The sequence below is a fragment of the Alteriqipengyuania halimionae genome, from assembly GCF_009827575.1.
GTDB lineage: Bacteria > Pseudomonadota > Alphaproteobacteria > Sphingomonadales > Sphingomonadaceae > Alteriqipengyuania_A > Alteriqipengyuania_A halimionae.
In genome coordinates this window covers 442,968-455,951 of the sequence record NZ_WTYR01000001.1, presented here as the reverse complement: position 1 = coordinate 455,951, position 12,984 = coordinate 442,968, and the positions used below count along the sequence as shown (strand labels likewise).

11 protein-coding genes are annotated in these 12,984 nt (G+C 64.2%); 4 read left to right on the top strand and 7 right to left on the bottom strand.

Annotated elements, in window-relative coordinates; all coding sequences use genetic code 11:
* Positions 1-7 precede the first annotated feature (7 nt).
* The 3 genes from GRI68_RS13595 to GRI68_RS02210 are packed head-to-tail and all read right to left on the bottom strand — an operon-like array spanning position 8 to position 2,852.
* Positions 8-490 (bottom strand): hypothetical protein, encoded by a 483-nt coding sequence (locus tag GRI68_RS13595; RefSeq protein ID WP_199799698.1) that lies wholly within the window; start codon positions 488-490, stop codon positions 8-10.
* Positions 491-519: 29 nt separating this feature from the next.
* Positions 520-1,332, bottom strand: coding sequence for a glutamate 5-kinase (gene proB, locus GRI68_RS02215; protein WP_160615497.1), 813 nt, complete (start codon positions 1,330-1,332; stop codon positions 520-522).
* Between the two features lie 17 nt (positions 1,333-1,349).
* Entirely contained in the window at positions 1,350-2,852 is a 1,503-nt protein-coding gene (locus GRI68_RS02210) for a CoA-acylating methylmalonate-semialdehyde dehydrogenase (protein WP_160615496.1), read from the bottom strand.
* Positions 2,853-2,998: 146 nt separating this feature from the next.
* Between GRI68_RS02210 and GRI68_RS02205 the strand changes: the two genes are divergently transcribed.
* The 3 genes from GRI68_RS02205 to GRI68_RS02195 all read left to right on the top strand — a co-directional run bounded on the left by GRI68_RS02205 (position 2,999) and on the right by GRI68_RS02195 (position 5,108).
* The gene (locus GRI68_RS02205; RefSeq protein ID WP_160615495.1) at positions 2,999-3,757 is read left to right on the top strand and encodes a 3'(2'),5'-bisphosphate nucleotidase CysQ; all 759 of its coding nucleotides are present in this window, start codon (positions 2,999-3,001) and stop codon (positions 3,755-3,757) included.
* A 129-nt stretch (positions 3,758-3,886) separates the two neighbouring features.
* The gene (locus GRI68_RS02200; protein ID WP_160615494.1) at positions 3,887-4,579 is read left to right on the top strand and encodes an OmpW/AlkL family protein; all 693 of its coding nucleotides are present in this window, start codon (positions 3,887-3,889) and stop codon (positions 4,577-4,579) included.
* 136 nt (positions 4,580-4,715) lie between these two features.
* Positions 4,716-5,108, top strand: coding sequence for a four-helix bundle copper-binding protein (locus tag GRI68_RS02195; RefSeq protein WP_160615493.1), 393 nt, complete (start codon positions 4,716-4,718; stop codon positions 5,106-5,108).
* 19 nt (positions 5,109-5,127) lie between these two features.
* On the opposite strand, the gene GRI68_RS02190 is transcribed toward GRI68_RS02195, so the two are convergent.
* From GRI68_RS02190 to GRI68_RS02175, 4 genes are all read right to left on the bottom strand, one after another.
* A complete protein-coding gene (locus tag GRI68_RS02190) occupies positions 5,128-6,354 on the bottom strand; it encodes a DUF819 family protein (protein WP_160615492.1) in 1,227 nt (408 codons plus the stop codon).
* Between the two features lie 169 nt (positions 6,355-6,523).
* A complete protein-coding gene (locus GRI68_RS02185; protein ID WP_160615491.1) occupies positions 6,524-7,945 on the bottom strand; it encodes an efflux transporter outer membrane subunit in 1,422 nt (473 codons plus the stop codon).
* Entirely contained in the window at positions 7,942-11,145 is a 3,204-nt protein-coding gene (locus GRI68_RS02180) for an efflux RND transporter permease subunit (RefSeq protein WP_160615490.1), read from the bottom strand. Before GRI68_RS02180 ends, GRI68_RS02185 begins: the two co-directional genes overlap by 4 nt.
* Positions 11,146-11,147: 2 nt before the next feature.
* The gene (locus tag GRI68_RS02175; protein ID WP_160615489.1) at positions 11,148-12,302 is read right to left on the bottom strand and encodes an efflux RND transporter periplasmic adaptor subunit; all 1,155 of its coding nucleotides are present in this window, start codon (positions 12,300-12,302) and stop codon (positions 11,148-11,150) included.
* A 115-nt stretch (positions 12,303-12,417) separates the two neighbouring features.
* On the opposite strand from GRI68_RS02175, the gene GRI68_RS02170 reads away from it, so the two are divergent.
* Positions 12,418-12,984, top strand: coding sequence for a TetR/AcrR family transcriptional regulator (locus GRI68_RS02170; RefSeq protein WP_160615488.1), 567 nt, complete (start codon positions 12,418-12,420; stop codon positions 12,982-12,984).

Below are 12,984 nucleotides of genomic sequence, written 5' to 3'. Positions count from 1 at the left end.
ATTCTCCTCAAGCCTCGCATCGTTTGCGCGGCATCGCTTCACCGTCCGCGCCGATAATCGTGGGCACCAGCCGATCACCGCCACTTTCCAATTCGAGCCGCAACTCTTCGTTCCACGTTTCACCCTCTCCGCTGAGGCTCATCTGAACGGTGATCGAATTATCATTGGCGACGTCCACTGCAGTGACGTCTCCCACGCTCTCGTAAAACACGATCCGCCGCGGGGAGATTTCCATCCTCAAATCCGATGTTTCGTCGCAGGCGCCTTCGACATAGTCCCACACCCCGCGAAAGCGCATCGGAATCGCGTCGGCCATGCCCGCTGGCGGACCAGCGCCATCGCCGATTCCGCCATCGGGCTCGACCGGAATGGCAGTCTCGGTCGCCGCGTCGGGTGCGGGGGCTTCTTCGCGATCGCCGCACGCAGCAAGCGGCAGGCTGGCGATTGCCAGACCGATGATAAGCAGATGCCTGGAGTGTGTGAGTGTCACTGTCATTCTCCCTTTGACGTTGAACCGTACTACGTGCCGATCACGGTCGCGCGGACCTTGCGATCGCGCAGGCTGGCGAGCGCATGCATCGGACGCCCCGAGGCGATGATCGTGCCGCACCCGCGTTCGTTAGCGAGCTTCGCGGCGGAAAGCTTGGACGCCATGCCGCCGGTGCCGACACTTCCCTCGAGCGGCTTGCGGGCGAGTGCTTCGACCTCGGGCGTTACCTGCGGGACATGGCCGATATGGTGCGCGTCCGGCTGCGCCGGATCGCCATCGTACAGTCCGTCGACATCCGAAAGCAGCAGTAGCGCCTCGGCCCCCGCGAGCTCCGCGACGAGCGCCGAGAGCTGGTCGTTGTCGCCATATTGCAGCTCTTCGGTGGCGACGCTGTCATTCTCGTTGATGACCGGCAAGGCACCCATCTCGAGCAGCATGGCGAGCGTCGCGCGCGCATTGGCGCGCCGCCGATCGGATTCGGTGTCGCCGCGCGTCAGCAGCAATTGCGCGACCTCGACATGATGCGGGTCGAAGGCCGCGCGCCATGCATTCATCAGCAGGCCCTGACCGATCGCCGCGACGGCCTGCTTGCTCTCGAGCGATGCGGGCCGATCGATCCCCATGTGATGCCAGCCAAGCGCGACCGCGCCCGAAGAGACCACGATCACCCGTTTGTCGCTTTCGCGTAGCGCCGCAACGTCCTCCGCCAGCGCGGCGAGCCATGCGGCGCGCACCTTGCGCCGATCGCGGTCGACCAGCAGCGAGGAGCCTACCTTGATGACGATCGTGCGCGCCGCGTCGATCAGTTGCGCCGCATGGGGCGCGACAGGCTCCTCGCTCATTCCCGCTCGTCTCCATCCTATCCCATCGTAGGGATGATGAACGCGTCCTTGTTGTCCGCTTCCGCCGTGCCGTCAGGCCAGCGCTGGGTCACCGTCTTCACTTTGGTCCAGAACTTGAAGCCTTCGGTGCCGTACTGGTTGGTGTCGCCGAAGGCAGAGCGCTTCCAGCCGCCGAAGGTGTGGTAGCTGACCGGCACGGGGATCGGCACGTTGATGCCGACCATCCCGACATTCACGCGGCTGGCAAATTCGCGTGCGGCGTGGCCATTGCGGGTGAAGATGGCGACGCCGTTGCCGTACTGGTGCTCACTGGGCAGACGCACTGCCTCTTCGAAGTCCTTGGCGCGCACGATCTGCAGCACGGGGCCGAAGATCTCTTCCTTGTAGCTTTCCATGTCGGTGGTGACGCGGTCGAGCAGCGTCGGGCCGACGAAGAAGCCCTTCTCGTGGCCCTGAAGGCTGAAGCCGCGCCCGTCGATCACGACCTCGGCGCCTTCCTTCTCAGCAGTGTCGATCCACTGTTCGATGCGGCTCTTGTGCTCGGGCGTGACGACGGGGCCGTAATGCGCGTCGGGGTCGTTCGAGACGCCAATGTTGAGCGCATTGATCGCGGGGATCAGCTTTTCCTTGAGGCGTTCGGCCGTGTCCTCACCCACCGGGACGACAACCGGCAGTGCCATGCAGCGCTCGCCCGCCGAACCGAAGGCCGCGCCGGACAGGTCGTTGACCACCTGGTCGAGATCGGCATCGGGCATCACCACGCCGTGGTTCTTCGCCCCGCCCATCGCCTGCACGCGCTTGCCGGCGGCGACGCCGCGCTTGTAAACATAGTGCGCAATGTCGGACGAGCCGACGAAGCTGACGCCCGCGATATCCTCATGATCAAGGATCGCGTCGACCATTTCCTTGTCGCCATGCACGACCTGCAGCAGCCCCTCGGGCGCGCCGGCTTCGACGAACAGTTCGGCGAGGCGGACGGGCACGCTGGGATCGCGCTCGGACGGCTTGAGGATGAAGGCATTGCCCGCCGCGATCGCCATGCCGAACATCCACATCGGGATCATCGCCGGGAAGTTGAACGGGGTGATGCCAGCGCCGATGCCGAGCGGCTGGCGCATGGAATAGACATCGATCCCCGGGCCCGCGCCCTGCGTGTACTCGCCCTTGGCAAACTGCGGCAGCCCGCAGACATATTCGATCACCTCGAGCCCGCGCTGCACGTCGCCCTTGGCATCGTCGACCACCTTGCCGTGCTCGCTCGACAGCAGTTCGGCGAGGCTCTGCATATTCTGTTCGATCAGTTCCTTATATTTGAAGAACACGCGGGCGCGCTTCTGCGGGTTCAGCGCGGCCCATTCGGGCTGCACTTCCTTTGCCTTCGCCACCGCCCGGTCGAGCAGCGCGGCATCGCCCAGCGGCACTTCGGCCTGCACTTCGCCCGTCGACGGGTTCCAGACCTTGTGAGTGCGACCGGTCGGGCTGCCGGGGCCGCCGACGACGAAATGATCGATATTGCGCATGATTGTCCTCTCGTGAATTTTGTTGGCCGCGCGATGCGCGCGATGCCTCGTTTAATCAAGGCTGGAGCGGGCCAAGCGTTCCGAACCGGCGGCTGGAAACGGAGCGCCCTTGCGGTGCGCCGCTGCATAGTGGAAGGATGCACGCGATGAGCGACACCGCCCGCACCGATGCAGAACTGGCCGCCGCGATCGCCGAGGAAGCGGGCGATCTGCTGCGGGTCCTCCAGACCAGCGGCGAAAGCTCGGGCCGCGAGCTTGGCGACATTGGCGATCGGCGCGCCGACGAGCTGATCCTCGCCCGGCTGCGCGTATCCCGACCCGACGATTGCATCCTGTCCGAAGAATCGGCCGATATCGGCGATCGCCATTGCAGCACGCGTGTGTGGGTGATCGATCCGCTCGACGGGACGCGCAGCTATTGCGAGGGAAGCCCGCAATGGTCGGTCCATATCGCGCTGGTCGAGGACGGCGTTCCGACGCACGGCGCGGTCGCCCTTCCCACTCTGGGCGAAACCTGGCGCTCCGACCAGCCAGTAAAGCTCACGCCCGCCCACGATAGTCCGCGGATCGTCGTCAGCGGATCGCGCACGCCGGCCGAAGCGCCCGCGCTGGCCGAGGCTCTGGGCGGAGAACTCATTAAGATGGGATCGGCCGGTTACAAGGCGATGGCGGTGCTGCGCGGCGATGCGGATATCTATTACCATTCGGGCGGACAGCACGAATGGGACAATTGCGCCCCCGCCGCGGTTGCTTTGGCAAGCGGGCTACACTGTTCGCGGATCGACGGCGCGCCGTTCCGCTACAACTGCAAGGACACGCTGGTGCCCGATCTTCTGTTTACACATCCCGCCTGGGCAGACCGCGCACTGGAGGCGATTTCGGGCCTCGAAATCGAGCGCAGCTGAATTTCCTCATCGTTTGATCGACGTCAATGAGGGTCCGTCATCCCCGGGCCTAACCGCGATTGCACGAGGCGCGGCGTCGCACTGCCGACCTCCCCCCGATTGGAATGCAATGTGCGAAAAGGGATGACGATGAAAAAGACCATAGCAATCACGGCCGCAGCGGCAGCCATGCTCGCCGTTTCCCCGGCGGCAGCCCAGAGCACCGATGGCACGGCCGACCGCGCCGGCACGATGCAGGCCAAGGTTCTGATGACCGGCGTGTTGCCGGATGGCGAAATCGATACCGTCAACGTCGATGCGATCGGCGTTCCGGCCGGTACGCAGACCACCGCTTCGGACAATGTCGTGCCGACGCTGGCGATCGAGTATTTCCTGACCAACAACCTGTCGATCGAAACGATCTGCTGCGTCACGTCGCACACGGTGAGCGTCAATGCAGGTGCGCTGGATGGTGCCGAGCTCGTCGAGAATGCGCTGCTCCTCCCGGCCACCGTCACGGCCAAGGCACACGCCGATCTGGGCCCGATCAAGCCCTATATCGGCGCGGGCGTCGCCTATTTCATCTGGCTCGACCAGGATGTGGCTGCGGATGCCGCCGGTCTCGGAGCGACCGATGTGAACCTGTCGGACGAATTCGGCGCCGTGCTCCAGGCGGGCGTCGATATCCCGCTCGGCGATAGCGGCTTCGGCATTAGCCTCGATGCGAAGCGCTATTTCATCGACACCACCGCGACCTTCTATGCCGGCAGCGCGACCGCGCTCGAAACCGAACACAACCTCGATCCGTGGGTTGTCAGTGGGGGGGTGACGTTCCGCTTCTAAGCGACGGATAGAACGGAAACGTCACGGCCCCGCCGGGTTTCGATCCGGCGGGGCCTTTCGTTCTGGCTCAACCGGAACGGGCAAGCGTGGCAGTCATTGAAAAAGGCATACCCTCAATGACCCAAGGATGATTCCCATGTCGCTACCTGAAATGATCTCGCGCCACCCGCAAGTGACCGATGCCTCGCTCAACGAAGCGTTGATCGAAGCCAGCCGTCACGCCAATCTTTGCGCATTGTTCTGCACCTCATGTGCGGAGGCATGCGTGGTCGAAGACGGCGATATGGCGCAGTGCATCCGCAACTGCCTCGATTGCGCCGACGTCTGTACCGCCACCGCGCGACTGGGCGTGCGCCGCACCGCGCAGAATGTCGACGTGCTGCGCGCCCAGATCGAAGCCTGCATCCTCGCCTGCAACACCTGCGCCGACGAATGCGGGAAGCACGACGATCCGCATTGCGCCAAATGCGCCGAAATGTGCCGCGAAACCGCGCGCGATTTCCAGAAATGCCTCGACACGGTCGACTGACCGCCAACGGTGCGTGCCGTCAGCCTCCGCTGACGGCGCGCATCATCTCCGCGCACAGGATCGCGCCATAGGTGCCGACTGCGTAGCCGAGCACAGCCAGCAGCACACCGACCGGCGCGAGCGCGGGGTGGAAGGCCCCGGCCACCACCGGCGCGCTCGCAGCTCCGCCGACATTGGCCTTGCTTCCCACCGCCACGAAGAAGAACGGTGCGCGGATGAATTTGGCGACCGTCAGCAGCAGGACGGAGTGGAAGGTCATCCAGATCAGGCCGACCGCCATGAACAGCGGCGCATCGCCCAGTTGGAAGATGTCCATCTTTGTGCCGATCACCGCGACCAGCAGGAAAATGAACACGGTGCCGATTTTCGACGCACCGACGCCTTCGAGCTCGCGCGCAGGCGTGAAGGAGCAGAGCAGGCCAATCGTGGTCGCGTTGACGACAATCCAGAAGAACTTGCTCGCCAGGACCGCTTCAGGACCCATCATGTTGGTGAACCAGTAAGACAGCCAGCCCGCGCTCCAGTGGGAGAAGCCGACTGCGGCGAAGGCGAAGCCCGCCAGCATGATCATCTCGTTGGCCGTCGGTACGCGCGCGACCCGTTCGGTAAAACCGGCCATGGAGGTGCGCAGTCGTTCGATCGCCGAACTGTCCGCGCCGAGCCAGCGATCGACCTTTTCGTGCATGCCCGCACCGTAGAGCAGGAACGCCATCCAGATATTGGCGACCACGATATCGACCGCGACCATCGCGCCATATTGTCCGATGTTGTAGCCATAGACTTCGAGCATCGCCGTCTGGTTAGCCCCGCCGCCGATCCAGCTGCCCGCCAGTGTCGCGAACCCGCGCCAGGGTGCGTCCGCGCCGCCAGTGCCGAATATCTCCGGCGCGAACTGGCCCACGATCCACAGCGCGATCGGGCCACCCAGCACGATGCCGATCGTGGCGGTGAAGAACATGATCAGCGCCTTTGGCCCCAGCCCGATAATGCCTTTGATATCGATGCTGAGCGTCAGCAGGATCAACGCCGCGGTCAGGAAATAGTCCTTCGCGATCGGCCAAAGATTGCTCTCCGACACGTCGATGAAGCCGAAGCTCACCAGCAGCGAAGGGATCAGATAGGCCAGCAGGATGATCGGGACGAAGGTAAACACCCTGTTCCACACCCCGCCCCGCTCGCGCAGGAAGAACAGCACTCCGAGGATGCCGGCAAGAATGCCGAAAATGATGACGTCGCTGGTGATCACGTGAAAGCTCTCCCTTGGCGCTCAGCGCCCTTCCCCGGCGCCTTCTAGCCGGTGAAGAGCCGCATGCAAGGGCAGCGAAAGGGATGCGGGCCCCGCGCCAGGGGGGGGGGGGGGGGGGGGGGAGGACGGCGCGGGGAAGGCAGGTTCGGCGACAGGCTTGCGCCGGACCCTACCTTGCCGACCGGTCGGTCGGCCCCGCACCACCGCCGAGCGAGACGAACAGGGTCGTCCCGTTCTGCAGATAGGCGCGCTCGGTCGCGAGCAATTGCTGGCGCGCGGCAAACAGATTGCGTTCCGCATCGAGCACTTCGAGATAGTCGGCGACGCCTTCGCGATAACGCAGCCGCGCGAGCCGGGCGATGCGCTCCTGCGCGGCGACGCCCTGCTGTTGGGCAACGACCTGCTCGGCCAGCCAACGCCGTCCAGCCAGCGCGTCTGATACTTCGCGGAAGGCGACCTGCACCGCTTTTTCATACAGCGCGACCTGCTCGATCTCGCGCGCTTCGGCCAGATCGAGATTGGCTTCGCGCTGGCCCCAGTCGAAGATCGGCAGCGAGATCTGCGGTCCGAAGGACCAGGTGAAGCCGTCCGAACCGAACAGTCCGCCCAGATCGTCCGACGCAAAGCCGGCAGCCCCCGTCAACGAGATGCTGGGGAAGAAGGCGGCGCGCGCGGCACCGATATTTGCCCGGGCAGCACGCAGCTGCTCTTCCGCGGCAACGATATCGGGACGGACAAGCATCAGATTCGACGGAAGCCCCGGATCGAGGACCATGCCGTTGTTCTGATCCGCCATCGGCAGCGGCGCGGGCAGATCTTGCGGCAGCGGACCCCCGATCAGAACTGCAAGCTGGTTGCGCAGACGTGCCTGGGTCAGCCGCTGCGCTGCAAGCTGCTGTTCGGCCGTAGTCATCAGAGTTTCCGCCTGGCGGAACGGCAGCGCAGAGGTCACCCCGGCATCGAGCCGGAGTCGCGCAATCCGCAGGCCTTCGCGGCGGCTTTCGAGCGTCGCCTGCGCCAGATCGATCTGATCGTCCGCTTCGAGGATTGCGAAATAGGTCGAAGCGACATCGGCGATCAGCGAAAGGTAGAACGCGCGCTGATTGGCCTCGACCGCGAGATATTGCGCCCGCGCGGCGTCCGAGAGGCTGGCGACCCGGCCCCAGAAATCGAGCTCGAAGCTCGTCACGCCCACGCCGACTTCGAACCGGTCGGTCGTCACGCTGCCCGGGCCGCCCGGCGTGGTGGCCGGGAGCGGCGAGCGGCTGCGACTGGCGGCGGCATTGGCGACCGGGGTCGGCAAGCGGCGGCTGTCCTCGATACGGTACTGCGCCCTCGCCTGCTCGATCCGCGCGGTCGCCGCGAGCAGGTCGCGATTGCGCGCGACCGCCGTATCGACCAGCGCCACAAGCCGGGGATCGCGGAACCATTCTTCGTACGTCAGGCTGGAAGCGACCACCGTGCCATCGGGCCGCAGCGACGGATCATAGGAATCCGCCGTGCTCAGCACCGGGCGTTCGTGTTCGGGAGCCATGCTGGCGCACCCGGCCAGCGCCAGCGCCATCATCGACGTTGCGGCGAGACGTTTCATTCGGTTGGTCCTTCGAGGTGACCCGCAGGCTTGGGCTGACGCCCGCCGATCTTGGTACGGATCAGGAAATACAGCAGAGGGATGATGAAAATGCCGATCGCGGTCGCTGCGATCATGCCGCCCATCACGCCGGTGCCGACGGCGATCCGGCTGGCCGCACCCGCGCCCGAAGCCAGTACCAGCGGGACCATGCCGAGAATGAACGCCAGCGAGGTCATGATGATCGGGCGAAGACGCAATCTCGCGGCGGCCTTCACCGCCTCGAACGGGCTCAGCCCTTCGGCCTCTTCCTCGATCGCGAATTCGACGATCAGGATCGCATTCTTTGCCGCGAGGCCGATGATCGTGATCAGGCCGACATTGAAATAGATGTCCGCCGACAAACCGCGCAGCATCGTGAAGATCACCGCACCCAGCACGCCAATCGGTACCACCAGCAGCACTGCGAGCGGGACCGTCCAGCTCTCATACAATGCAGCGAGAACGAGGAACACGATGACGACCGAGAGAGCCAGCAGCAGGCCGACTTGGCCACCCGCCTGCTTCTCTTCATAACTTACGCCGGTCCATTCGAACCCGATCCCGTCTGGCAACTGGCTCGCCAGCTGTTCCATCTCGTCAAGCGCCGCGCCGGACGATTGCCCCGGCGCAGCCGTGCCCGAGAGCGTCATCGCCGGATAGCCATTGTAGCGGGCAAGGCTCGGTGGAGCGGCGGTCCACTCGGCTTCCGCGAAGGAACGGAACGGCACGAGCTCACCGGCCGCGTTCGGAATCCGCAGCGACAACACGTCCTCGGGCGTCATGCGGTGTTCGGCATCGGCCTGAACCAGCACCTGCAGCACGCGGCCGTCGAGATTGAAGTCGTTGGCGTAAGCCGACCCGAAGTTGATCGAGAGCGCATTGTTCACATCGTTCATCGAGAGACCCATGGCGCGTGCCTGGATGCGATCGACCTCGAGGTGGAGCTGCGGAGCCGGCGGTTGGTCCTCGGGGCGCACATTGGCGACCATCTCGCTCTGCATCGCCATGCCCATCAGCTGGTCGCGCGCCGCGACAAGCGCATCGCGACCGACGCCGCCACGGTCCTGCAGCTTCATCGTGAAACCGCTGGCCTCTCCAAGCGACTGGATGGACGGCGGCTGGATCGAGAATGCTTGCGCATTGTCGAGGCCGGCGAACATGCCGAATGCCCGGCCGACGAGCGCCTCCGCCGAACTGCCTGGGTCCGTGCGTTCGCTCCAGTCCTTGAAGGGGGTGAACATGATCGCGTTGTTCTGGCCCTGGCCGAAGAAGCTGAAGCCGCGCACCGCGACGATCCGCTCGACTTGGTCCTGCGAGGACCAGAAACCCTCGACTTCGGCGAGCGCCTCGTTGAGCTGTTCCTGGGTCGATCCGGTCGGCGTCTGGACGATCGTGATGGCATAGCCCTGGTCTTCGGTCGGCAGGAAGCCGCCGGGCACCCGGCCGAACAGCAGGACGGTAAGACCGGCAAGCAGGAGAAACACCGCCAGACCACGCATCGGATGACCGAGGATGGACTCGTTGGTGCGCCCGTATTTCTCGGTCATGCGGCCGAACCAGCGATTGAACCGGTTGAAAAACCGGCCACTGCCGTGCTGCAGGCGCTGGACCGATCCGCGCCAGCCTTCGGCGTATTCGGGCTCGACCGGCTCCTCTTCGCCATCATGCGACTGAATGTCCTTCAGCCGCAGGAATGTCGCGCACAGCGCCGGGGTCAGCGACAGGGCGAGCAGCGCGGAGAAGAAGATGGAGATCGCCAGCGTAACCGAGAACTGGCGATAGATTCCGCCCGTCGATCCGGGGAAGAACGCCATCGGTAGGAACACCGCGATCAAAACCAGGGTGATGCCGATGATCGCGCCGGTGATCTGATCCATCGCCTTGCGCGTCGCCTGCAACGGCGGAAGCCCTTCCTCGCGCATGATCCGTTCGACATTCTCGATCACCACGATCGCATCGTCGACCAGGATGCCGATCGCCAGCACCATGCCGAACAGCGACAGCACATTGATCGAGAACCCGAACAGCCAAAGGCCAAGGCACGCGCCGGCAAGGGCAATCGGAACAACCAGCGTCGGAATCAGCGTTGCGCGCCAGTTCTGGAGGAACAGGAACATCACGAGGAAGACGAGAAGCATCGCCTCCACGAGCGTTTTTGCCACTTCCTCGACCGAAATCTGCACGAACGGCGTGGTGTCGTACGGGATCGACCAGGAGACTCCGGGCGGCAAGCCGTCTCCGAGCTCTTCCATACGCTCCTTCACGCCTTCGGCGGTCGCGAGCGCGTTCGCCCCGGTGGCCAGCTGAACCGCCATGCCGGCCATGGGCTGGCCGTCGAGCGTGGTCGAGGTGGCATAGCTTTGCGCCCCGAGTTCGACCCGCGCGACATCGCCCAGCCGCACCGTCGCGCCGCCGCTATCCGCGCGCAGAATGATGGAGCGGAACTGGTCTTCCGTCTGGAAACGGCTCTCGGTCGTGATGGTTGCGGTTACCTGCTGCCCTTCCTGCAAGGGAAGGTCGCCGATCGATCCGCCCGCGGTCTGCGCGTTCTGCTCGCGGATCGCCGCTACGACTGCGCCGGGGGCGAGATTGTAGGACGCCAGCTTTTCGGGGTCGAGCCAGATGCGCATGGCATAAGGCGAACCGAACAGCTGCACGTCGCCCACTCCTGCGACACGGCGCAGTTCATCCGCTACCTGGTTCGAGGCGATATTGCCCAGATCGGTGCTGTCGAGCGTGCCGCCATCGGACGTCAGCGCTAGGATCATCAGAAACCCGGAATCGGCTTGCCGCACGGTGATGCCTTGTCGGCGGACTTCCTCGGGAAGCCGTGCCTCGACCGTGCTCAAGCGGTTCTGAACTTCGGTCTGCGCGATATCGATATCGGTGCCGGCCTCGAAGGTCAGCGTGATCGACGCGGTGCCGTTCGAGAGGCTCGAGGACGACATGTAGAGGAAGCCCTCGACGCCATTCAGCTGCTGCTCGATAATCTGGGTAACATTGTTTTCCAGCGTGGCGGCATCGGCCCCGGGATAGACGACACTGATCGTCAGCGAAGGCGGAGCGACTTCGGGATATTGCTCGATCGGCAAGGCACGCAGGGCGATAAAGCCCGACAGGAGAATGCCGAGGGAAATCACCCAAGCGAAGATTGGTCGATCGATGAAGAAACGGGCCATGTTCAGTCAGCCTTCTTGGCGGCTGCCGTAGGAGCGGGCTTCTGCCCTGTCTTGGCATTGGCAATCTGCACCGGTGCGCCCGGCTGGAGTTTCTGCAGATTCGAGACGATAACCTTGTCACCGGGCTTCAAGCCGCTTTCGATCACCCAGTTCTCGCCGACCATTTCGCCGAGCTTGACCGGCCGCAAGGCGGCCTTGCCGTCCTTGTCGACGATCATCACCGTACCGCCGTTCTTGGCAACGGTGACGGCGCGCTGCGGAATGGCGATCACATCGCTCATCTCGCCGGCATAGATCCGGGCCTTTACGAACTCACCGGGCAGAAGCAGCCCGTCAGGATTGGCGAATTCGGCGCGAAGCTGGACGGTGCCGGTCTCTTCATTGACCGAGAAATCGAGGAATTCGATCACGCCGGGCACGGCATAGTCGGTTCCGTCGGCGAAGCTCAGGCGCACCTCGACCGCGCCGCCGTCGGCCGAACCGCTCGCGATCGCGCGGCGAAGTTCGAGCACTTCGGCGGCGGATTGCGAGAACGAGACGTAGACCGGCGACATCTGCTCGATCTTGGTCATCAGCGTGCCTTCGGGCTGCGAGACCAACGCTCCCTCGGTCACGACGGCACGTCCGGCGCGTCCTGCGATCGGTGCGCGCACGGTCGTATAGCCGAGCTGGAGCGAGGCGGCGCGCAATTGCGCCTTGATCTGCGCCACGTTGGCGTTGGCCTCACGCGCGGCGGCCTGCGCGGCATCGAATTCCTGGCCGCTGATTGCATTTTCCTCAACCAGCGGACGATAGCGTTGGACGACGGCGTTGGCATTGGCGGCGGTCGCCTGGGCGCGCTCGAGGCTGGCCTTGGCCTGGGCATAGCTGGCGCGCAGTTCGGCAGGATCGATGCGGAACAGCGGCTGCCCCTTCGCGACATCGGTGCCTTCTTCATAAAGTCGCTGGAGGACGATCCCGGTCACCCGCGCCCGCACTTCCGCGATGCGGACGGGTTCGACCCGCCCGGGCAGTTCGATGACGTTTGCGACATCCTGCCGCGCAACGGTGAGCGTCTTGACCGGAACCGCCTGGCCCTGCGGCGCGGTTTCGGGCGACGAACAGGCCGCGATGGAAAGGGCTAGGGCTGCGGTCAGCAGCTTGCGAAATGACGTCATGACAAACCTCTGGGGAACGAATCGCCTAGCAATTCGTGTTGCAATCACTGGTCATTTGGACAGTTATCATACAAATGTAAATTGACATTTTTACAATTATCGTAAATTTAGGCATATGGATGAACGAGCACGACAAATTGCCGCGGCCGGTTATGCGGTCATCAACCGCTATGGCCTGAAGCGCGCCTCGATGGCCGATATCGCCGAAGAAGCGGGCGTTTCGCGGCAGACGGTCTACAACGTGTTTCCCAACCGCGAGGCGTTGCTGGTTGGGGTGGTGACGTATCACTTCGATTCGCGCTGGGAGGCCTTGTGGGCCGCTGCCAAGCCGGACGACGACCGCCGCCACCGCTTCGAAGCCCTGCTCGAACACCTGCTGATCCAGCCCTGGAAGCAGATGCAGGCGATGCCCAATTCCGAAGAGCTGGAGATCGAGGTCAAATCTGCGCTCGAGACCCATCTAGCTGGCGTCCAGGCCGAGACCCAACGGCGACTGTGCGAATTTCTCCTCCCTTACGAGGACATTCTCCAGGCGCGCGGCACGTCATCCCAAGGGCTTGGGCAAATGCTGCACCACTCGCTGATCGGCTTGAAGATGTGCTCTTCCTGCCCGAACGACCTGGAATCGACCACGTCGACCATGCTGGCATGCCTGATGGCGCTGACCGAAGACGCAGGATAG